The sequence below is a fragment of the Cedecea davisae DSM 4568 genome, assembly GCF_000412335.2.
GTDB classification, from domain to species: Bacteria; Pseudomonadota; Gammaproteobacteria; order Enterobacterales; family Enterobacteriaceae; genus Cedecea; species Cedecea davisae.
This window is the reverse complement of sequence record NZ_KE161030.1, coordinates 93,414-115,148: the sequence shown is the minus strand read 5'-3', so window position 1 is coordinate 115,148 and position 21,735 is coordinate 93,414. Positions and strand designations below refer to the sequence as shown.

Below are 21,735 nucleotides of genomic sequence, written 5' to 3'. Positions count from 1 at the left end.
TTAGGGCTTTCGGTCCTGAGCAAAGTAATATCAGTGAGGGAATAAAAGAAAGCCCCGGGCAACTTTCGTTAACCCGAGGCTACCCCTCAACCCAGCAAGTTGAGGTTAGCCTCTTACCCGCTGCAAAGCAAGGAGTAAAAGGCATGAAGCACAGAGAACTGGTTTTCGGCTGCCTGTTAATTATTTGTATAACGTTAATAGCGCTAACTTTATTATCACGTAGCGATCTTTGTGAAGTGAAAATGAAAAACGACAACCAGGAAATAATAGCCAAGCTTGCCTGCTCTATTCGGTAAGACTAACCGGGCGGAGTTATTTTCTCCGCCCGACCTGCCGGGAATACGGGAACGCCTTAAGCACCCATCTTATTACGCTAAGTTATTTTCTGTATGAATAATGTCGGCGGCAAAAACATATCCGACTCCGCGTATTGTGCGGATTAACGTGGGCTGGTGAGGATTCACCTCTATTTTGCGCCGCAGCCGCATAATCAACACATCAATGGTTCGGTCGAACACCTCAAGGCTTTCGCTATGGGTTAGCTCAAGCAGTTTTTCCCTGGAAAGTACCTTGCGGGCGTTCTGCACCAGCGACAGCAGTAGCCCATATTCGCCCTGGGTGAGATCAACCTGCTGCTGTTGAGCATTCATTAGCTGGCAGCGCCCGGTGTCCAGCCGCCACCCGTTAAATTGCAGGCCGCTGGTTTTAGCGCCGCTGCTTTCCAGCGCCAGCGCCCCGCTGCGCCTGAGCACCGCTTTTACACGGGCAACCACCACGCGGGCATTAAACGGTTTTGCGATGTAGTCGTCCGCGCCCATTTCCAGCCCTACCACCACATCCGACTCGCTTCCCATACCGGTAAGCATCACGACCGGCAGCGCCGGACGCAGTTTTTGTACCTGCTGGAGCACCAGCAGACCGTTGGTGTCCGGCAGCATCATATCCAGCAGGATAAGCGCGATGGCAGGCTGCCCGGCAACGGCTTCCACGGCCTCGTTTCCGGTGTGGCACACCAGCACATCAAAAACGTGCTCATTAAGCACGTCGCGCAGTACGTCGCAGATGGCCGTATCGTCATCCACCACCAGGATTGCAGGTTTCATTATTTTCTCCGGAGGTGAGCGTTCTTCTAAGTGTGAGCGATTGTTGATTGCGCGCCGGAGAAATAACACAGACGCATGTGGAAATTTCTATCACTGTCACAAATGCCGGGGGTTTCGACACGTCATTTCTGACGACGAGCCTGCTTTCGTCATATTTTTAACCCATCGGCCCCGAAACAGCCGCCCAATAGCCCTTTACTTGTTGTGGCATAGATAATGCATTCAGAGGTGCACGGATGCGACGGCGTTCCCGTCGTCGTACTCAAATTACAGCACTGACTGGAGCAACATGATGGAAAAAGTCGTCACGGTTTGCCCCTATTGCGCCTCGGGTTGCAAAATAAACCTGGTGGTGGATAACGGCAAAATCGTCAGGGCGGAAGGCGCTCAGGGAAAAACTAACCGGGGAGACCTGTGCCTGAAAGGCTATTACGGTTGGGATTTTATCACTGACACCAAAATTCTTACTCCGCGCCTTAAAACACCTATGATTCGCCGCGAGCGCGGCGGCAAGCTGGAAGCCGTTTCCTGGGATGAAGCCCTGGATTACGTCAGCTCACGCCTGAGCGCAATCAAAGCAAAATACGGCCCAAATGCCATCCAGACGACCGGTTCGTCACGCGGCACCGGGAATGAAACCAACTATGTAATGCAAAAATTTGCGCGCGCCGTTATTGGAACCAATAACGTCGATTGCTGCGCACGTGTCTGACACGGCCCTTCGGTTGCAGGTCTGCACCAGTCGGTCGGAAATGGCGCGATGAGTAACTCAATCGTCGAGATTGAGGATACGGATTTAGTCTTTGTATTCGGGTATAACCCGGCAGTTTCACACCCTATCGTCGCCAATCGTGTGATTAAGGCGAAGCAGAAAGGGGCGCAGATTATCGTTGTCGATCCGCGAAAAATCGAAACTTCGCGCATCGCCGATATGCATTTACGCTTGCGGAACGGCTCTAATATTGCGCTGCTCAACGCGATGGGCCACGTCATTATTGAAGAGAAGCTCTACGACAGCGCCTTTATCGCTTCACGTACCGAAGGTTTTGATGAGTATTGCAAAATCGTCGAAGGCTATACGCCTGAGTCGGTAGAAGAGATAACCGGCATCAGCGCCGCAGACATTCGCGCTGCCGCGCGTATGTACGCCAAAGCTAAAACGGCCACCATCCTTTGGGGCATGGGCGTAACCCAGTTCTACCAGGGCGTGGAAACCGTCCGCTCGCTGACAAGCCTGGCATTAATGACCGGTAACCTCGGCAAGCCTAACGTTGGCGTTAACCCGGTTCGCGGCCAGAACAACGTTCAGGGCGCATGCGACATGGGCGCACTGCCGGACATGTACCCCGGCAACCAGTACGTCAGAGACCCGGAAACGCGCAGCAAATTTGCCGCCGCCTGGGGAGTGGATGCTCTGCCGGAACAGAACGGTTACCGCATCAGCGAGATGCCGCACAGGGTCGCCCACGGCGAAGTTCGCGCCGCCTATATTATGGGCGAAGATCCGCTGCAAACGGATGCCGAGCTTTCCGCCGTGCGCCAGGCTTTTGCCGACATGGAACTGGTGATTGTGCAGGATATCTTCATGACCAAAACCGCCTCCGAGGCCGACGTTATTTTACCGTCAACCTCATGGGGCGAGCATGAAGGCGTGTTTACCGCAGCCGACCGCGGCTTCCAGCGCTTCTTCAAAGCGGTTGAACCGAAGTGGGATCTGAAAACGGACTGGCAGATTATCAGCGAAATCGCTACCCGCATGGGTTACCCGATGAGCTATAGCAACACCCAGGAAATCTGGGATGAGCTGCGCCACCTGTGCCCGGACTTCTACGGCGCAACCTACGAGAAAATGGGCGAACTGGGCTACATCCAGTGGCCGTGCCGCGATACGTCCGAAGCGGATCAGGGAACCTCTTATCTGTATGAGAGCAAATTCGAGCGCCCTAACGGCCTGGGCCAGTTCTTCACCTGCGACTGGGCTCCGCCTATCGATCGCGTTAGCGAAGAATATCCGATGGTGCTCTCTACGGTGCGCGAAGTCGGCCACTACTCCTGCCGTTCGATGACCGGCAACTGCGCGGCTCTGGCGGCGCTGGCGGACGAACCGGGATACGCCCAAATCCACGCTGAAGATGCCGCAAGACTGGGCATTGAGGATCAGGCGCTGGTGTGGGTGAGTTCGCGCAAAGGTCGGGTTATCACCCGTGCAGAGGTCAGTGAACGCCCTAATAAAGGGGCCGTTTATATGACCTATCAATGGTGGATTGGCGCCTGTAACGAACTGGTGGCGGAAAACCTTAGCCCGATAACCAAAACGCCGGAGTACAAGTACTGCGCCGTGCGCGTTGAGCCGATTGCCGATCAGCAGGCCGCCGAGCAGTACGTGATAGATGAGTACAGCAAACTGAAGGCCCGTCTGCGCGAGAGCGCGAGGGGATAATACATCCCCTCACCCTAACCCTCTCCCCATAGGGGAGAGGGGATAAAGAACATGTTTTCCTCCCTCGCCCCTTTGGGGAGAGGGCCGGGGTGAGGGGTTTTACTTAACTGCTCGCTTTACTGTCAAACTTACCAAAAAGCTCGCGCTCATAGGCCCGGGCTTTTTTACTGTCGAACTTGTGTTCCCATTTAGCAATAACCAGCACCGCCAGCGCATTCCCGACCACGTTCAGCGCGGTACGCGCCATGTCGAGAATTCGGTCAACACCGGCAATAAACGCCAGCCCTTCCAATGGAATACCTACGCTCCCAAGCGTTGCCAGCAGCACGACAAAAGAAACGCCCGGTACGCCAGCAATCCCTTTCGAAGTCACCATCAGCGTCAGCACCAGGATTATCTCCTGCCACAGCGACAGTTCAATGCCGTACAGCTGGGCGATAAAGATAGCCGCGATGCTCTGATAAAGCGTTGAGCCGTCGAGGTTAAACGAATAGCCGGTTGGCACCACAAAACTCGTTATCGACGCCGGAGCGCCATAGGCTTCCATCTTCTCAATAATGCGAGGCAGTACGCTTTCCGAGCTGGCGGTTGAGTAAGCCAGAATCAACTCATCCTTCAGAATGCGCATCAGGATAGTAATTTTCAGCCCGCAGAGACGCGCCACCGCACCCAGTATCACAAACGCGAAGAAGATGATGGCGACATAAACCAGCACCACCAGCTTCAGCAGAGGCCAGAGCGAAGCGAACCCAAAGTTCGCCACGGTAACGGAAATCAGCGCAAAAACGCCGACCGGCGCATAGCGCATCACCATATGCGTGACTTTAAACATGGTTTCGGAAATAGAGCGGAACACCGTGACCAGCGGTTCGCGGTGGGTCGCCGGTAGCGATGACAGCCCCAGACCAAACAGCACCGAGAAGAAGATTATCGGCAGCATTTCACCCTTCGCCATCGAGGCGATGATATTGGTCGGCACCAGAGACAAAATGGTGCCCATCAGGCCGTGAGCGTGGCTTTGAACATCCTGGGCGGTGCTCTGGTATTTCGAAATATCCACGGTAGCAAGCTGCGACATATCAATGCCGTGACCCGGCTGGAACACATTCGCAAGCGTAATGCCCAGAATGATGGCAACCGTCGTGATCACTTCGAAATAAATGATGGTCTTCGCCCCAATTCGGCCAAGCTGTTTTGCGTCGCCAACGCCTGCGATACCTACCACCAGGGTAGAAATAACAATCGGCACGACGATCATTTTGATCAGGTGAATGAAGATATCACCCGCCGGTGACAGCAGGTTAGCAACCAGCCACTCTCGGCTATCACTTTGATAATGAAGAAAACTTCCTAGAATAATGCCCAACACCAGCGCGAGCAAAATTTGCCAGGCCAGGCTGATTTTAAAGTTTTTCATAACGACTACAGTTCCTCAAAAAAGCGCCATTCCCATGCTGTTGACCAAGGAGAACGTCACAAACTGAAAGGGGGTATGACAAACGTCAGGTGTTACGTGGGGTTTTTTAAAGCTCGGTATCAGTATCATCCCGATAGCATGCTATGCAACCATTCATTTTCAGAGCTATACACTAACATTCTTTACACAAACAGGATTTTCATCGAGCTTATTGTCATAACTTATTGTTATGGAAAAAGTTTTACTATCAATTTTCGCAATAATCATCAAAAGCAATTATTTCTTACGATTCATCCGTTTGAACATTTTTTACGCAATAATTTTAATGCGTGATCTGCCGCCCAAAAAGTAAACAAAGCTGCCAATACCCCTACAATTAACGTTTGTGTGACATATTATTAACATCATAAAGGAGAAAAAAAGCCATGAGCCAAGTACACAAACATGCTATTCCCGCAAACATTGCGGACCGTTGCCTGATAAATCCGGAGCAGTACAAAAAGCTGTATCAGCAGTCGATACAGGAGCCTGATGAATTCTGGGGCCAGCAGGGCAAAATACTCGACTGGATAAAGCCCTACAAAAAGGTGAAAAACACCTCTTTCGCGCCGGGAAACATCTCTATCAAGTGGTATGAGGATGGTTCGCTCAATTTAGCGGCGAACTGCCTCGACAGACACCTGGAAGAACGAGGCGATCAAACTGCAATTATCTGGGAAGGTGATGACGCAACTCAGAGTAAAAACATCACCTATCGCGAGCTACATCGCGATGTCTGCCGTTTTGCCAACACTTTGGTAGATCTGGGGATTAAAAAGGGTGACGTCGTTGCTATCTACATGCCAATGGTGCCTGAGGCAGCCGTAGCAATGCTGGCCTGCGCGCGTATTGGTGCGGTGCATTCCGTTATCTTCGGCGGTTTCTCACCTGAAGCGGTTGCCGGGCGTATTATCGACTCAAGCTCGAAGCTGGTTATCACCGCCGACGAAGGTGTTCGCGCGGGGCGTTCCATCCCGCTGAAAAAGAACGTCGACGACGCGCTGAAAAATCCAAACGTCAAAACCGTTGAGCACGTTGTGGTCCTGAAACGTACCGGCGGCAAAGTTGACTGGCACCAGGATCGCGACCTGTGGTGGAGCGACCTGGTCGCCAACGCCAGCGACCAGCATCAGCCGGTGGAGATGAATGCCGAAGATCCGCTGTTCATTCTCTACACCTCCGGCTCCACAGGTAAACCAAAAGGCGTACTGCACACCACCGGCGGCTATCTGGTTTACGCCGCAACCACCTTCAAATACGTTTTTGACTACCATCCGGGCGATGTTTACTGGTGTACCGCCGACGTGGGCTGGGTCACCGGGCACAGCTACCTGCTTTATGGCCCGCTGGCCTGCGGCGCAATTACGCTGATGTTTGAAGGCGTGCCAAACTGGCCGAAGCCAAACCGCATGGCCCAGGTGGTAGACAAACACAAAGTGAATATTCTCTACACCGCGCCAACGGCTATCCGTGCCCTGATGGCCGAGGGTGATAAAGCAACCGAAGGCACCGACCGTTCCTCGCTGCGCATTCTTGGCTCGGTAGGCGAGCCGATTAACCCGGAAGCCTGGGAGTGGTACTGGAAGCATATCGGCAATGAAAAATGCCCGGTGATGGACACCTGGTGGCAGACGGAAACCGGCGGCTTCATGATTACCCCGCTGCCGGGCGCGACCGAGCTGAAAGCCGGTTCCGCGACCCAGCCATTCTTTGGCGTTCAACCTGCTCTGGTGGATAACGAAGGCAACCCGCTGCCGGGTGCGACCGAAGGCAACCTGGCGATTACCGACTCCTGGCCGGGCCAGGCCCGCACGCTGTTTGGCGATCATGAGCGCTTCGAGCAGACCTACTTCTCCACCTTCAAAAATATGTATTTCAGCGGAGATGGCGCACGCCGCGACGAAGACGGTTATTACTGGATAACCGGCCGCGTGGATGACGTGCTCAACGTTTCGGGGCATCGCCTGGGCACTGCAGAAATCGAATCTGCCCTGGTTTCGCACCCTAAAATTGCTGAAGCCGCCGTTGTTGGCATCCCGCATAACATTAAAGGCCAGGCGATTTACGCCTACGTCACGCTAAACCACGGTGAGGAGCCGACGCCGGAGCTGTATACCGAAGTACGCAACTGGGTTCGCAAAGAGATTGGCCCGCTTGCCACGCCGGACGTACTGCACTGGACCGACTCGCTGCCGAAAACCCGCTCCGGCAAGATAATGCGCCGCATTCTGCGCAAAATTGCCTCCGGCGATACCAGCAATTTGGGAGACACCTCAACCCTCGCCGATCCTGGCGTGGTCGAGAAACTGCTGGAAGAAAAACAGGCTTTAACCATGCCTTCATAACGCCCCACCCTAACCCTCTCCCGCTCAGGGAGAGGGAATAATAATTACCTACCTTACCTCTGGAGACTCTGTGATGAATGACACCATTTATCAGCGGATAGAAAGCAGTGCGCATTTCAGGGAGCTGGTCACTAAAAGGCAACGGTTTGCCGCCATCCTGTCACTAATTATGTTAGTGATTTACGTTGGTTTTATTCTGCTGATCGCTTTTGCGCCAGCGTGGCTCGGTACGCCCTTGCATCCGGGCACCAGCGTGACGCGCGGCATCCCTATCGGGATAGGCGTTATTGTCATCTCTTTCCTGCTCACCGGTATTTACGTCTGGCGCGCTAACGGCGAATTTGACCGCCTGAACAAAGAAGTGCTGCGCGAAGCGGGGGTTAAATGAAGCGTTTACTTGCGGTTTCTACTGCCCTGCTGCCCACCGGCGCTTTAGCCGCCGACGCCATAACCGGTGCCGTTCAGCGCCAGCCAACTAACTGGCAGGCGATTATCATGTTCCTGATATTCGTCGCTTTCACGCTGTACATTACCTACTGGGCTTCTAAACGCGTTCGCTCGCGCAGCGATTATTACACCGCTGGCGGGAACATCACCGGCTTCCAGAACGGGCTGGCGATTGCCGGCGACTTTATGTCTGCGGCCTCGTTCCTCGGGATTTCAGCGCTGGTTTATACCTCCGGCTACGACGGGCTGATTTACTCGCTTGGTTTCCTGGTCGGCTGGCCCATTATTCTATTTTTGATTGCCGAACGCCTGCGCAACCTCGGGCGCTATACCTTCGCCGATGTTGCCTCGTACCGCCTCAAACAGGGGCCTATCCGCACGCTTTCCGCCTGTGGTTCGCTGGTGGTCGTGGCGCTTTATCTCATTGCCCAGATGGTCGGCGCCGGTAAGCTCATTCAGTTGCTGTTCGGCCTCAACTACCACATTGCGGTAGTGCTGGTTGGCGTCCTGATGGTGATGTATGTCCTGTTCGGCGGCATGCTGGCCACCACATGGGTACAGATTATCAAGGCGGTGCTGCTGCTGTTCGGCGCAAGTTTTATGGCCTTTATGGTGATGAAGCATGTCGGCTTTAGCTTTAATAACCTGTTCAACGAAGCCATGGCGGTTCACCCTAAAGGTGCGGCCATCATGAGCCCCGGCGGGCTGGTGAAAGACCCGATATCCGCCCTGTCTCTTGGCCTTGGCCTGATGTTCGGCACCGCCGGTTTGCCGCATATCCTGATGCGCTTCTTTACCGTGAGCGACGCTCGTGAAGCGCGTAAAAGCGTGTTTTATGCCACAGGCTTTATGGGTTACTTCTACATCCTGACCTTTATTATCGGTTTTGGCGCCATTATGTTAGTGGGCGCAAACCCGGCGTTCAAAGACGCCGCTGGCGCGCTGATTGGCGGTAACAATATGGCGGCGGTTCACCTCGCCGATGCGGTTGGCGGCAATCTGTTCCTCGGCTTTATTTCTGCCGTTGCCTTCGCCACTATTCTGGCGGTCGTTGCGGGTCTGACGCTTGCCGGTGCTTCTGCGGTTTCACACGATCTTTACGCCAACGTGTTCCGCAAAGGTGCTTCAGAGCGCGACGAGCTGAAGGTGTCGAAAATTACCGTGCTGGTGCTCGGCGTGGTCGCCATTCTGCTGGGCATTTTGTTTGAAAATCAGAACATCGCCTTTATGGTCGGGCTGGCATTCTCGATTGCCGCAAGCTGTAACTTCCCGATTATCCTGCTGTCGATGTACTGGTCAAAGCTGACCACGCGTGGCGCGATGATTGGTGGCTGGCTGGGTCTTCTGACCGCGGTGGTGCTGATGATTCTCGGCCCGACAATTTGGGTGCAAATCCTCGGCCATGAGAAAGCGCTGTTCCCGTATGAATACCCGGCTCTGTTCTCTATTCTGGTGGCCTTCGTCGGGATCTGGCTGTTCTCAATCACCGACAATACGGCGGCAGGTAAGCTTGAGCGCGAGAAATTCCGTGCGCAGTTTATTCGTTCCCAGACCGGCATCGGCATCGATCAGGGCCGTGCCCATTAGTAAGTAAGCGCTTACCGGGGCAACTCGCCCCGGTAGGTTAAAACATCAGCAGGCTAACGAGCGGCGCAACCAGCACCGTCACCACGCCGGAAAGCATCATCACCAGGCTGGCAATCACCCCTTCCTGAGGGCCAAGCTCGTAAGAGCGTGCGGTTCCCGCCCCGTGAGAGGCCGCGCCAAACCCGGCACCTTTAGCAATCCCTTCCCGAATCGACAAGCGCAAAAACAGTACGTCTCCCACCGCCATGCCAAATACGCCGGTGATGACCACAAACAGCGCCACCAGCTCTGGCTCTCCGCCAATGGGTTTTGCCGCCGCAAGGGCAAAAGGCGTGGTAATAGAGCGCACAGCAAGACTGCGCTGAATGTCGTCCGGCAATGTCAGCAGCCTCGCCAGCCAGATTGAGCTGGTTACCGCCACAACCATCGCAGTCATCACCCCTGCGGTGAGCGACATCCAGTGGCGTTTAATCACCCTGAGGTTGTCATAGACCGGCACCGCGAAGGCAATAGTGGCAGGCCCCAGCAGCCACAGCAGCCAGTGCGCCTCCCCCATATAATTGCTGTAGGAGATATGCCCAAAAATCAGCATCGCCACCAGCAGCAGCGGGGTAAAAACCAGCGGCATCAGCGGCAATTTGCGAAAACGGCGGTAAAGGCGTTTGTTGGCAAAATAGAAAATGAGCGTCACCGCCAGGCACAGCAGGCTAAGCTGGAAATTAGTCATGTTTAGTCTGCCTGCGGGCTTCGCGCGCCAGTTCAAAGCGGTAAACTTTTTCCACCACCCACGCCGTGCTACCGAGCACCAGCAGCGTGCTGACCGCAATCACCACGAAGATGCGCCAGCCGTCCACCATAAGCAGTTGGGCGTAGTTAACTACCGCGACGACCGCCGGTACAAAGAACAGCAGCATTTCCGCCAGCAGCCACTTTGAGCCTTCTCGTACCCATTTCAGCGGCACGATGCGGAAAATAATCAACGCCAGTAACAACAGCATGCCAACCAGGTTGGCGGGAAGCGGCAAGTGCCCCCAGGCCACAAGCTGTTCGGCAAAAACAAAAAGCCCGGCGTACAGCGCGACCTGGACGGGAACCCGCAGGCTATGAATTACAGCAGGCGTAAAACGACCTAACGCCAGAGCCATGATATGCATTCTCCAAAAATACCAGCCACGATTATAGATAGCGGTTAATCGCTACTGAAATGAATTAAAATCATTGCATGCATAGTCAACAGGAATAGTTATGGACATCAGAACGCTGCGTTACTTCGTTGAAGTGGTACGCCAGCAGAGCTTCACTCGCGCGGCGGAGAAGATGTTCGTCACGCAGCCGACCATCAGCAAGATGCTGCGTAATCTCGAAGATGAGCTGAACTGCACGCTGCTGATCCGCGACGGCCGCCGCCTGTTGCTTACCGATACCGGGCAGGTGGTCTTCCAGCGCGGGCTGGCTATTCTGGCCGAGTTCCGCCAGCTGGAAGCCGAGCTTAACGACATCAAGCAGCTCACCAACGGCGTATTACGGCTGGGTATTCCGCCGATGGTCGGCACCCTGATGACCGGCCCGATTGGCGTTTATCAGCATCGTTATCCCGGCGTTGAATTTAAAATCTCCGAATTTGGCGGCCTGACTGTCCAGCAGGCTGTACTTAACGGCGAGCTGGATTTAGCGGTCACCGCCATGCCGGTTGAGGACGAAAGCGTCTTCACCGTGCTGCCGCTGTTTCGCCACCCGCTTTGCGTGCTGGTGCCCCGCTCAGGCCCGTGGCTGGGCCGCACCAGCGTTGACCCGGCGGAACTTGCCGAACACCCGCTGCTTATCTACAACGAAGATTTTTCCCTTAGCCGCCAGCTGATGCAGCTTTTTGAGTCCCACGGGTTTACGCCGCGCATCGCGGTACGCAGCGGGCAGTGGGATTTCCTGGCCGCAATGGTCCAGGGCGGCGTGGGCATCGCCATCCTTCCCGAGCCAATTTGCCAGAAGCTGGATCACACCACGCTGATGTGGCTCCCGCTGAACAGCGATTTAAGTTGGCAACTGGGCATGATTTGGCGCGAAGGGGTTTATATTTCGCAGAGCGCGCAGGCGTGGATAGATTGTTGCAGAGAGTTCTGGCCCGCGCTTGAGGCAGGCCAGAACTAAGCGGTTTACTGACGTTCGATCAGCAGCGCTTCAAGCAGGTCGAGATCGTGCAGCAGCTTTTGCAGGGTCTCGTTGCTGATTTGCTGGGTAGCACGCAGATGGTAAAGCTCCGCGCGCTCCGAACGCAGCGCGGTGAGGCGGAAGCGGCGTTCAAGATTCTCTTCCAGCTCGCTGCTTTCAACATCATTACGCCCGTCGGCGCGGCGGCGTAAGTTGCCGATAACCCTTGAACTGACCTCTTTCAAAAGCTGGTCATCTATGTTCTCTTCGCTATCCGCTGCAAGGCGTTCTTCCATTTTCTGAATGGCAACGATCGCGACTTCAGCCGTTGCCGAACGCGCCAGCCGCTCTTCCTTACGCGCTACCGTTTTGTCCCCCACTTCGACGTTTCTCAGCAGGATAGGCAGCATAATGACCCCGGCAAACAGCGAGAACAGGATAACGCCAGCGGAGAGGAAGATAAGCTCATAGCGAGCCGGGAACGGCGTACCGTCTCCCAGGAACAGCGGAATAGAGAGCACACCGGCGAGAGTAATTGCTCCGCGTACCCCGGCGAAAGAGGCGATGCACAGCTCACGCGTGGTAAACGAGCCAAACTCCAGCGGGCGCTTTTTCATAAAGCGAAGGCTAATGCGCTTCATCGACCACAGCCACAGGAAACGCACGGCAATCAACGCGAAATAAATCATGCCCACGTCGAGGAACAGCATCCACAACTCTACGTTCGGGTCGGCATTTGCCGCCGCTACGGAGGTCTCAAGAATGCCGGGCAGTTGCAGGCCCAACAGCAGGAACACCATGCCGTTGAAGACAAATTCCAGCATCGCCCAGACGCTGTTTGCACGCAGGCGCATAGCGAGCGGTGCGCTGCGTAATACGCCGGACCGGGTAATGGTCATCCCCGCGGCAACCGCAGCCAGGATGCCCGAAACGCCAATATGTTCGGCAATCAGATAAGAGGCGAACGGTAACAGCAGCAGCAGCAGAATTTGAGTTGCCGGTTCATCGCCGCTCCAGCGGCTCATCAGGCGCAGCGACTTACCGTACAGCAGGCTGACGGCAATCCCCGCCAGCAGGCCGCCAATCGCTACCTTAAAGAACTCAAGCGATGCTCCGCCAACGGTGAACACCATTGTACCCACGGCAACGGCGACCGCCATCTTCAGCGATACCAGGCCAGAGGCGTCGTTCATCAGCGCCTCGCCCTGCAAAATCCCCATGATTTTTTTCGGGATGCGCCCTTCGCCAACAATCCCAGACAGCGCCACGGCATCCGTCGGCGACAGCACCGCCGCCAGCGCAAAAGCAGGAATTAGCGGAATACCCGGCACCAGGAAGTAAATCAGGAAGCCGATCCCGACCACGGTGACCAGCACCAGCACCAGCGCAAGGCCGATAATCTCCCGCCCATGGTTAAGAAACTCATGGGTCGGCGTTTTCCAGCCGTCGGCAAACAGCAGCGGCGGGATAAACAGCACCAGGAACAGTTCCGGGTCAAATTCAACGTGCAGGCCAAAATGCGGCCACGCCAGCAGCGCGCCAATGGCGATTTGCATCAGAGGGAGCGGGATCTGGAAGGGCAACATGCGTGTTGCCACTCCGGAGAGCGAAACCACGAGGGTCATAATGAGGATGGTAAAGAAAATTTCCATGTTTTCCTTGTAAGCGATGTGTGAAGTGCCACCTTTGAAGGTTGTTTTAATAATAAAACAACTTTTTGCACCACATTGGAACCGGAAATGCCCGAAGAGAGGAAAAGCGGCGGGTTACAGAACGCAACCCGCACGAATTGAAAATCAGATTGCCCAGCCACCGGCGTAGAACGCCACCAGCGCCACGGCAATAACCACGGTGCCGATATTCAGCTTGCGCCATTCGCCGGACACTACGCGGCCGATAACCAGAGAAGCAAAGCCGATCATGATGCCGGTAACGATATTACAGGTCAGCACGATGAAGACCGCAGTTATCAGGCCAGCCATCGCATCTACGAAGTCGGCAAAGTCGATTTTTGCCACGTTGCTCAGCATCAGCAGGCCAACATACATCAGCGCCGGAGCGGTTGCGTAGGCAGGAACCAGATAGGAGAGCGGGGAGAGGAACAGGATAAGCAGGAACAGCACGCCAACGGTGATGGCTGTCAGGCCGGTTTTACCGCCCGCCGCCGTACCCGCTGCTGACTCGATGTAAACCGCCGCCGGAGCCGCACCCACCAGGCCTGAGAACACGCTGCTCAGGGAGTCGGTTGTCAGCGCTTTGCCGCCGTCGATAATCTGGCCGTCTTTATCCAGCAGGTTTGCCTGACCGGCAACCGCGCGGATAGTGCCGGTTGCGTCAAATACCGCGGTCATGACCAGCGCCAGCACGCTTGGCAGCACAATCGGGTTCAGCGCGCCCATGATGTCGAGGCTGCCAATCAGCGAATTGCCTTTATCATCGCTAAGGGAAGGCATAGCGAAGATACCGGAGAAGTGAACATTCGGGTCAAAAATCAGGCCGATGATCGAAACCCCGATAATGGTCAGCAGAATACCGCCCGGTACTTTCAGTTTTTCCAGGCCGATAATCACCGCCAGGCCAATCAGCGACATGATTACCGGGAAGCTGGCAAAGTGGCCCAGCGCAACCGGCAGACCGTCCAGCGGGTTCTTGATAACCAGGCCCACGCCGTTAGCGGCAATCAACAGCAGGAACAGGCCGATGCCAATCCCGGTGCCGTGGGCAACGCCCATTGGCAGGTTGCGTAAAATCCAGCTACGAATGCCGGTGGCGGAGATAATGGTAAACAGCACGCCCATCAGGAATACCGCACCGAGTGCAACCGGCACGCTGATGTGCTGGCCGAGCACCAGGCTGAAAGCGGTGAATGCGGTCAACGAGATGGCGCAGCCGATGGCCAGCGGCAGGTTTGCCCACAGCCCCATCACGATGGAGCCAACGCCCGCAACCAGACAGGTGGAGACGAAGACCGCCGCCGGAGGGAAACCGGCTTTGCCGAGCATGCCCGGGACCACTATCACGGAGTAAACCATGGCGAGGAAGGTTGTCAGACCGGCGACAACTTCCTGGCGCACGGTACTGCCACGTGCAGAAACTTTGAACCAGGCGTCGAGTGAGCCGCCGGCACGCGGAGAAGGTGTAGACATAGTGAAAAATCCCCTGAGATTTTTAGAATGACGTTTGCCCGGGCGGTGGACAACCCGCTGCCAGTTAAACGTTGTCTCCCTGCGCTACGATTGTGACAAAAGGGGTGTCACAAAAAAGCAAACGTTTAACTCCGCACAGACAAATCGGTGTATCAGAATTAAGGCAAACGATTATCCAGCCTTCCTTACGGGATTTTCAACCTAACTTTTGCGCTTTTCGTGGAAAATATGCCCAGCTGATGAATAAATCACCGCATCATGCGCAAACGTTATCGTCGATGCGCAATTTCGCAACAAAACAGCAAACTGTTGGCGCAGTTTTCACCCGATTCAAAAATTAGTCGCCGGGGATCTCAAACGGCCCACCCTGGTTCAGCGCCCGCTGCCACGCAGGCCGCATTTGCACGTTTTTCATCCATGCCTGGGTATGCGGCATATCATTCACCTCCCCGCGAGCAAGGAGCGCGGCAACCGGGAAGCTCATCTGGATGTCCGCCGCGCTGAACTGCTGCCCGGCAAACCACGGGAACTGGCTCAGGTGCCCTTCAATGTAGCGAGCATGGGTGGCAATTTGCTTATTGAGATACGCCTTTTGCACTCCCTGCCCCAGCGCTTTGCCGACCGGACGCAGCGGCCAGGGAACCGGCGCTTTACCCAGGCGACTAAAGACCAGTTTCAGCAGCAACAGCGGCATGAGCGACCCTTCGGCATAATGCAGCCAGAATCGATATTGCAGCTTGTCGTTTATCTCTGCGGGCTTAAGGCGGCCCTCTTGGTCGTAACTCTCCTGCAGGTATTCGAGGATTGCGCCTGACTCCGCGAGGATGTGGCCGTTATCTTCCACCACCGGCGATTTACCCAGCGGGTGAATTTTCTTTAACGCCTCCGGCGCCAGCATGGTCGGTTCACGCTGATAGCGAATGATTTGATAAGGCAGCTCCAGCTCTTCCAGCATCCAGAGAACGCGTTGTGAGCGAGAGTTATTGAGATGATGAACCGTCAGCATTCGGTAACCTTTTGTTTAGCCTGATGGAGTAACTATAGGAAACACGCTCCCGAAAAGCCCGTCAAAAAATGTACAAAAAAAGAGCAAATTGACCTTGCGAAGTTCGGGGTGGGGCCTACACTTTAATTATCAACGCAGACCGGAACCTCCTGAGAAAGCGTAATTGAGGGGCGTTGATGTCGGGGGAAACCCTCCTGCCAGAGCGGGATAGAGCGAAAGACAAAGACCGGGAATAAAACTAAAGCGCCCTTGTGGCGCTTTAGTTTTTTATGCAGTGAGAGATTTAGTCTTCCAGCAGGCGGGCGCCGGTGCCCTGCTCGCCGAGTTTGTCGCCAGGGTTACGCAGCGGGCAGTCCACCCCGGACAGACAGCCGCACCCGATGCAGCCGTTTAGCTCATCACGCAGCGCGGTCAGCGTGGCAATGCGGTGATTCAGCTCCTCACGCCATTGCGAAGAGAGCTTCTTCCAGTCGTTTTTGTTGATCGAATGCCCGTCAGGCAGCACGCCAAAGGCGTCACCTACGGTGCTGAGCGGAATGCCGATGCGCTGGGCTATTTTGATTATCGCCACCGTTCGCAGCACATCGCGCTGGTAGCGCCGCTGATTGCCCGCGTTCCGCGTACTTTTAATCAACCCTTTGCTTTCGTAAAAATGCAGCGCGGAAACCGCCACGCCGCTGCGCTTTGCGACTTCGCCCGGCGTTAACAACGTTTTTAGTCGAGAGATTTTCTTTTCCACAATGCTCTTTACCTCAAGTTAACTTGAGGAATTATACTCCGGCTCAACGAAACTTGCTAACCCGTAAATGAGGACGACTCATGGCTCACCAGGACATCATTTATACGCTGACTGAATGGATTGATGAACATATTGACCAGCCGCTTAACATCGACGTGGTGGCAAAAAAATCCGGTTATTCAAAGTGGTATTTGCAGCGGATGTTCCGCACCGTGATGCATCAAACGCTGGGCGACTATATTCGCCAGCGCCGCCTGCTGATGGCGGCTACCGAGCTAAGAACCACTCAGCGGCCAATTTTTGATATCGCTATGGACTACGGCTACGTCTCGCAGCAAACCTTCTCCCGCGTGTTTCGCCGTGAATTCGACCGCACGCCAACGGACTACCGCCATCAGGCCTGAGTGGCTCGCCCGGAAGCAAGGTTGATGCCGCCTGGCGTATACAGCCAGGCAATAAATTCCTGAGGTGGAAGCGCCTTCGCAAAATACCAGCCCTGGCAGAACTCCACGCCGTGCTCCACCAGCCACGCAAGCTGTGCTTCGGTTTCCACGCCTTCGGCGATAGTCGTCAGGTTAAGGCTGTGGGCTATTTCAATAATATGTTCTACCAGTAAGTGGCTGGCGCGCTCGCTGGTGACCGAATCAATAAAGCTTTTATCGATTTTTAAGATATCGACGTTTAAATATTGCAGGTTGTGCAGGTTCGAATAACCGGTGCCAAAATCATCAATCGCCACTTTAAACCCGGCATTACGAAACTCCTGAATAACCGGCCTGGTTTTTTCAACATCAATAAATCCACGCTCGGTAACTTCAATTTTTATCTGCCCGGGCCTGATGTTATAGGTCTTAATGCGTTCGGAGAGAACATTAATCAGGCGTGAAGAATGAAAATCCGCCGCCGAAAGATTTATCGAAACGTACAGCCCCGGATGGTCCGCGAGGAACTCACCAAAGTCTTTAAATACCGCATCCACCACATAGTCTGATATTTTTTGAATCAAGCCTTCAGATTCAGCCAGCGGAATAAATGTGCCGGGGCTGATGGTCTGCCCGTTAAAATTAACCCAGCGCAGCAGCGCCTCTGCCCCAACGCAGTGGCCGTTCTGAATATCAATTATCGGCTGGTAATGAAGCTTAAGCTGTTTTCTGGCCAGCGCTCTTTGCAGCATACGACGTGGTGAATTAAGCTGCTGTCGGGTTCGTGACCACATCATAAGAATTATAAGACTGCAAATAACACCCAGCGGCAAAGTCAGCGTCAGCTGGTGATACCACTGGCGGTTAAATAGCGTTTCTGAAGTCGAAACAATGACCGCTATCGGTCTTTTTGCCGAATAGTTAATGGTGTAAAAGCGGTTATCGTGGGTAAAGGTTTTCTCTCCACGCAGAATAAAGCCGTGCAGCAGATCGCTATCGGCGCCGGAGCTTAAAGAAAAGAAACTCCTGGTGACGGTATCAAACACGCCGTAGACCAAAGAATCGTCCTCAGACAAAACTTCCGACCAGGTGAGCGGATTAATTACCGCGATATAATTACCACGCCGCATATAAGTCATTTTATGACCGGCGTAAAAAGGCGTATCCAGATAATAGTTAATTGCCACATCCGGCTTGCGGGTATAGGTCGGCGGAGGGGCAGGAATGGGTTTTAACGGTTTATAGCTGGTAGAACAAAGCAGCTGATTGCCTTTAGCGTAAATTAAGTCGGCGACAAAAAGTTTACTGCGCACAATATCCAGCATGTTAGCCATATGTTCCGGGCTACATATATCTCCGGAAAAATTCTCGGCTTCGCTGCGGGCGTCATTAACGTGGCTGATGACAATTTCCGTCTTTTCCATCACCAGCTTGCCAAAAGAGTGCAGATGCTGCTGGGTGTCGCTGGTTGCGCGCATATGCGCAAAATAGATAGCCAGCATAACCGGCAGGCAAACCATCAGGACAAATCCTGATGTGCGCAACACCTTTAAATAGACTCGTTTCACCATGATGCCCACATGTCCCTGCTATTAACCGCTCATTTTTTATGTCTTACCGGAACCACCTGATGACCGCCGATTACGTTGCATCATAAAGCCTGTTTTAGCAATAGGATTCAGGCGTTAACTCAGCGAAAATTAATTTGCGCAACAATAAGATAAGTTAAATCGGGAGACTGTTTAGCTTAAGATTTGACCTGCCGAGTGAATATGATTTTTTCTGGGGTTAAAGCAGCAGGGAATGATTATTTAAACGAAATTGCGGTAAACGTCAGATAAACAAAATGTTCACCGCTGCGCGGCTAATTCCAGCCTAAAAAGACGCCTTTCCGGCGATAAAAACGACGAAAAACACGCTCAAAACTGGTGATTAAATGCCCAATAGTGATAGACTTCACATTATTGATGCAACAAACAGAAGAGTTGCAGCTTTCGAGGAATAAGGTGAATGGCAACAATTACTACCGGCGTTTTTTTGCTGCGCTGGCCGCTGGTCAGTGCCGTTTTGATGTTTCTGGCAAGTAGCCTCAATATCCAGTTTCGCCGCTCCGACTACCGGATACTGGCATTTGCCTGCAGCGGGCTGGGCATCGCCGCGTCATGCTGGTTTGCTATGGGTTTATTGGGCCTGACGCTGGAGGATTTCCCGCTTATCTGGGCATCCTTTAAGCAGCTGCTGGTGAACGTAATCTCACGCATGCCGGCGGAATGGCCAACCATGATGCCCTGACGGGAACCCATAAAAGCCGCTGCTGCCAGCGGTTTTTTATTATTCAGGCGCTAAAACCACTCTGCAATAATATTCCCCGGGCGCTATCGGAGCCGAGAAATGCCCACAGCGGCCTTGCCCGTTCATCGCACAGCGCCACGCCGTAATTCGCTTCAATATTATAAGGCTGAGGAATTTCAAACACTCTCAGCTCCTTATGCTGTTTTAAAACACCGGCATAGCTACGATAGCCAATAAAGAGATCGGCCTGGCCGCTGCCGATTAACCACGCGGCGGCAAGCTCTCCCTGCGGAACCGGTTTGCTGTCCGGCCCGCCAACCAGCGGTATGGCCCGGTGGTGTAGCTCAACGCCAAATCGCGACTGCAACCCGGCAAATAGCTGCCAGGTGTAATCACCTGAAGGGTCGCTGCCGGGCGTGGAAGTGGCAATGCGAAGCGCGGGATTAGCCAGCAGGCTTAGCCAGTCGCTCTTCTCCTCCACCACTTGCGCCGCCGCCGTCACACAGAGCGTGTTCCCGGCAAAACGCTGAACCGCAGAAGCTATCCCCTGCTCCAGCAGCGCCTGAGGATGAGCCATATTCGCCGAGGCAAACAGGCTGCAATATTCACCAGCCTCAATACGTTCCCTCAGCATACCTGCCGGAGCAAACCGGGTATCAACATGGATGCCGGTTTCACGGCAGAACTGCGCCATCAGCGGCTGCCAGGCAAGGCGCAGGCTTCCCGCCGCCAGCACCTGCAAATCCATCACTCAACGCCCTCATAATGCGTACGATAAAAACGCTGATACCAGCTGTCGGCGATTTTCTTCATATCAATGTCGCGAAATTTTTCCGGGTAGAGTTTTTTCGCCATCCATAGCTCGCCTATAGCCATCGCCTCCGGCATCGGGTAGCCCCAGGCCTTGGCGTACTCCGGCATAAGCCAGACGCGGTGGTTCTTCACCGCATCAATAGTCTGCCACTGCGGATCGTTTTTGATTTCATTCACTACTTTCGGGTAGCGATCCTGCACGAAGATCGTCTGTGGATCCCAGGCGATCACCTGCTCCATTGAAACCTGTTTGAACCCTTTAACGGTGGCTGCCGCAACGTTTAGCGCCCCCGCATGAGCCATCATCAAGCCCGTGTATTTACCGGAACCGTAGGTCGTCAGGTCAGGGTTAGCCATATAGGCCCGAACGCGCTGGCTTTCAGGGATGTCTTTCAGCCGCTCGCTGACAAGCTTACGCTCGGCGAAAGTGGCCTCCACAAGCTCTTTAGCCTGCTGCTGTTTGTTGACCACTTCGCCAATCAGCGTGATGCCCTCTTTAAGACCCAGGTTATAGGCCTGCTCTTCATCGCCCATAGAAGGATTCAGCTTGTCCTGCTCGCCCGGCTTGTCGTGCCGTAGGGAGATCGCTATCACCGGAATACCGAGCTTGCTGATGCTGTCGATCATCTCCTGCGGCGCGTAGTTGGTGACAAAGACCGCCTGCGGATGTAGCGCCACCAGTTTTTCCGCGTCAACGTGGGTCAAATCACCAAGCTGAGCCTTATGCTCAAGCTCCGGAGCCAGCCGGGCATAGCCGTCGCCCAGTTGCTGCTTCCAGTTAGCCAGAATGCCGACCACTTTGTCGGTAGCGTTCATCTGCACCAGCAGGTTCAGGGTTTGATGCTGCAACACCACCACGCGGTCAACCTCATCGGGAATAGTCACCTGGCGGCCAAGTTGATCGGTTATGGTGCGGTTCGCCAGCGCGGCGAGCGGGGAAAGCAGTAACAGAGCGCCTATAGTCAGGCGGCGAGTCAATAAGTTCACGGCGGGAGTCCTGATAATCGTTGTGCATTGAAATATACAGCGATGACTCCCCCGCGCCCAGCGATTTTAAGGGGTAGAGGCTACGCCGGAACCAGGCTTGCCGTTCCGCCGCCAAAAGACCAGTCCTCCGGATTGTTATGCCGGATAACCACCATAACGTCATTGGGATGGATCCCTGGTTTGGCGGCCAGCCTCTCCGTAAGCACCTGATAGAAGCGTTTTTTAGTTTCGATATTGCGCGGCTTTCCCGCCGTAATCTCAACCAGCAACCATGCATTACTGCGCGGGCCAGCCATATAATGACGGTCAAAACGCAGTTCCGTTTCAGCCAGTTGATGGACAACCTGGAACAGGTCATCAGCAGGCACGTCAAAAGCCTCGACCAAAGCCTGCTGCACGCTGGCCGAAACCGCATCCAGATGTGCTGTCGTTTTCCCTTTAAGTAAGCTGAGATGAATAATCGGCATATTATTTCTCCTCGTTGCTACCGGCGATAATCAGCCGATCAAAAGCTAGTAATGCACTGTGCGCTGCGGGCCAGCCTGCATAAAAGGCGAGGTGGGTAATCAGCTCGCTGATTTCCTCGTCACGAACACCATTTTGACGTGCCAGGCTCAGATGAAAAGGAAGCTGTTCAGGCCGGTAAAGCGCCAGCAATGCCGCCACGGTTATCAAGCTGCGGTCGCGTTTGTTAAGCTCCGGTCGCTCCCATATATCTTTAAATAACAACTCGGTACTCAGGCTGGCAAGCTTAGGAGCCCTGCTCAAAACCCTCTGAATCTCTTGTATTTCCTCGCTCATGATGTC

The 21,735-nt window shown here is 54.3% G+C and carries 21 protein-coding genes; 8 read left to right on the top strand and 13 right to left on the bottom strand.

Annotated features, from left to right (window positions below; all coding sequences use genetic code 11):
- Positions 1-143: 143 nt before the first annotated feature.
- Positions 144-296: a Hok/Gef family protein gene (locus HMPREF0201_RS23495; RefSeq protein WP_071704069.1), complete on the top strand. Its 153-nt coding sequence runs from the start codon at positions 144-146 to the stop codon at positions 294-296.
- Positions 297-368: 72 nt separating this feature from the next.
- Here HMPREF0201_RS23495 and HMPREF0201_RS00515 read toward each other — a convergent pair whose 3' ends face one another.
- Entirely contained in the window at positions 369-1,103 is a 735-nt protein-coding gene (locus HMPREF0201_RS00515) for a response regulator (protein WP_016517473.1), read from the bottom strand.
- 292 nt (positions 1,104-1,395) lie between these two features.
- On the opposite strand from HMPREF0201_RS00515, the gene fdhF reads away from it, so the two are divergent.
- Positions 1,396-3,543, top strand: a complete 2,148-nt coding sequence (fdhF, locus tag HMPREF0201_RS00505; protein ID WP_083478377.1) for a formate dehydrogenase subunit alpha — start codon at positions 1,396-1,398, stop codon at positions 3,541-3,543.
- Between the two features lie 103 nt (positions 3,544-3,646).
- Here fdhF and gltP read toward each other — a convergent pair whose 3' ends face one another.
- Positions 3,647-4,960 (bottom strand): glutamate/aspartate:proton symporter GltP, encoded by a 1,314-nt coding sequence (gene gltP / locus HMPREF0201_RS00500; RefSeq protein ID WP_016517470.1) that lies wholly within the window; start codon positions 4,958-4,960, stop codon positions 3,647-3,649.
- A gap of 425 nt (positions 4,961-5,385) precedes the next feature.
- Between gltP and acs the strand changes: the two genes are divergently transcribed.
- The 3 genes from acs to actP all read left to right on the top strand — a co-directional run bounded on the left by acs (position 5,386) and on the right by actP (position 9,378).
- Entirely contained in the window at positions 5,386-7,344 is a 1,959-nt protein-coding gene (gene acs, locus HMPREF0201_RS00495) for an acetate--CoA ligase (RefSeq protein ID WP_016517468.1), read from the top strand.
- A gap of 73 nt (positions 7,345-7,417) precedes the next feature.
- Positions 7,418-7,732 (top strand): DUF485 domain-containing protein, encoded by a 315-nt coding sequence (locus tag HMPREF0201_RS00490; RefSeq protein WP_016517467.1) that lies wholly within the window; start codon positions 7,418-7,420, stop codon positions 7,730-7,732.
- On the top strand, positions 7,729-9,378 hold the full coding sequence (actP, locus tag HMPREF0201_RS00485; protein ID WP_016517466.1) for a cation/acetate symporter ActP: 1,650 nt from the start codon (positions 7,729-7,731) through the stop codon (positions 9,376-9,378). The genes HMPREF0201_RS00490 and actP overlap by 4 nt, the downstream gene beginning before the upstream one ends.
- 37 nt (positions 9,379-9,415) lie before the next feature.
- Here the strand turns inward: actP and HMPREF0201_RS00480 are convergent, their stop codons facing one another.
- Together HMPREF0201_RS00480 and HMPREF0201_RS00475 are read right to left on the bottom strand one after the other, a co-directional pair.
- Positions 9,416-10,105 (bottom strand): LrgB family protein, encoded by a 690-nt coding sequence (locus HMPREF0201_RS00480; protein WP_016517465.1) that lies wholly within the window; start codon positions 10,103-10,105, stop codon positions 9,416-9,418.
- Positions 10,098-10,523: a CidA/LrgA family protein gene (locus tag HMPREF0201_RS00475; RefSeq protein WP_039899072.1), complete on the bottom strand. Its 426-nt coding sequence runs from the start codon at positions 10,521-10,523 to the stop codon at positions 10,098-10,100. Before HMPREF0201_RS00475 ends, HMPREF0201_RS00480 begins: the two co-directional genes overlap by 8 nt.
- A 100-nt stretch (positions 10,524-10,623) precedes the next feature.
- On the opposite strand from HMPREF0201_RS00475, the gene HMPREF0201_RS00470 reads away from it, so the two are divergent.
- Positions 10,624-11,523: a LysR family transcriptional regulator gene (locus HMPREF0201_RS00470; RefSeq protein WP_016517463.1), complete on the top strand. Its 900-nt coding sequence runs from the start codon at positions 10,624-10,626 to the stop codon at positions 11,521-11,523.
- A 5-nt stretch (positions 11,524-11,528) separates the two neighbouring features.
- On the opposite strand, the gene HMPREF0201_RS00465 is transcribed toward HMPREF0201_RS00470, so the two are convergent.
- The 4 genes from HMPREF0201_RS00465 to soxR form a co-directional block, all read right to left on the bottom strand.
- Entirely contained in the window at positions 11,529-13,175 is a 1,647-nt protein-coding gene (locus HMPREF0201_RS00465; RefSeq protein ID WP_016517462.1) for a Na+/H+ antiporter, read from the bottom strand.
- A 144-nt stretch (positions 13,176-13,319) separates the two neighbouring features.
- On the bottom strand, positions 13,320-14,669 hold the full coding sequence (ghxP, locus tag HMPREF0201_RS00460; protein WP_016517461.1) for a guanine/hypoxanthine transporter GhxP: 1,350 nt from the start codon (positions 14,667-14,669) through the stop codon (positions 13,320-13,322).
- A 337-nt stretch (positions 14,670-15,006) separates the two neighbouring features.
- On the bottom strand, positions 15,007-15,675 hold the full coding sequence (locus tag HMPREF0201_RS00455; protein WP_039897808.1) for a glutathione S-transferase family protein: 669 nt from the start codon (positions 15,673-15,675) through the stop codon (positions 15,007-15,009).
- A 283-nt stretch (positions 15,676-15,958) separates the two neighbouring features.
- On the bottom strand, positions 15,959-16,414 hold the full coding sequence (gene soxR / locus HMPREF0201_RS00450; RefSeq protein ID WP_016517458.1) for a redox-sensitive transcriptional activator SoxR: 456 nt from the start codon (positions 16,412-16,414) through the stop codon (positions 15,959-15,961).
- A gap of 80 nt (positions 16,415-16,494) precedes the next feature.
- Here soxR and soxS point away from each other — a divergent pair, with 80 nt between their 5' ends.
- Entirely contained in the window at positions 16,495-16,818 is a 324-nt protein-coding gene (soxS, locus tag HMPREF0201_RS00445; protein ID WP_016517457.1) for a superoxide response transcriptional regulator SoxS, read from the top strand.
- Here soxS and HMPREF0201_RS00440 read toward each other — a convergent pair.
- Entirely contained in the window at positions 16,809-18,407 is a 1,599-nt protein-coding gene (locus HMPREF0201_RS00440) for an EAL domain-containing protein (protein WP_016517456.1), read from the bottom strand. The two genes, soxS and HMPREF0201_RS00440, sit on opposite strands and share 10 nt — an antisense overlap.
- A gap of 439 nt (positions 18,408-18,846) precedes the next feature.
- Here HMPREF0201_RS00440 and HMPREF0201_RS00435 point away from each other — a divergent pair, with 439 nt between their 5' ends.
- Positions 18,847-19,128, top strand: coding sequence for a YjcB family protein (locus HMPREF0201_RS00435; protein ID WP_016517454.1), 282 nt, complete (start codon positions 18,847-18,849; stop codon positions 19,126-19,128).
- A gap of 43 nt (positions 19,129-19,171) precedes the next feature.
- Here HMPREF0201_RS00435 and modA read toward each other — a convergent pair whose 3' ends face one another.
- The 4 genes from modA to HMPREF0201_RS00415 all read right to left on the bottom strand — a co-directional run bounded on the left by modA (position 19,172) and on the right by HMPREF0201_RS00415 (position 21,729).
- Positions 19,172-19,876 (bottom strand): molybdate ABC transporter substrate-binding protein, encoded by a 705-nt coding sequence (gene modA / locus HMPREF0201_RS00430; RefSeq protein ID WP_016517453.1) that lies wholly within the window; start codon positions 19,874-19,876, stop codon positions 19,172-19,174.
- On the bottom strand, positions 19,876-20,928 hold the full coding sequence (locus HMPREF0201_RS00425; RefSeq protein WP_016517452.1) for an ABC transporter substrate-binding protein: 1,053 nt from the start codon (positions 20,926-20,928) through the stop codon (positions 19,876-19,878). The genes modA and HMPREF0201_RS00425 overlap by 1 nt, the downstream gene beginning before the upstream one ends.
- 80 nt (positions 20,929-21,008) lie before the next feature.
- Complete coding sequence (locus HMPREF0201_RS00420; RefSeq protein ID WP_016517451.1) at positions 21,009-21,395, bottom strand: tautomerase family protein; 387 nt, start codon at positions 21,393-21,395, stop codon at positions 21,009-21,011.
- A 1-nt stretch (position 21,396) separates the two neighbouring features.
- The gene (locus HMPREF0201_RS00415) at positions 21,397-21,729 is read right to left on the bottom strand and encodes a carboxymuconolactone decarboxylase family protein (protein WP_016517450.1); all 333 of its coding nucleotides are present in this window, start codon (positions 21,727-21,729) and stop codon (positions 21,397-21,399) included.
- Positions 21,730-21,735 lie beyond the last annotated feature (6 nt).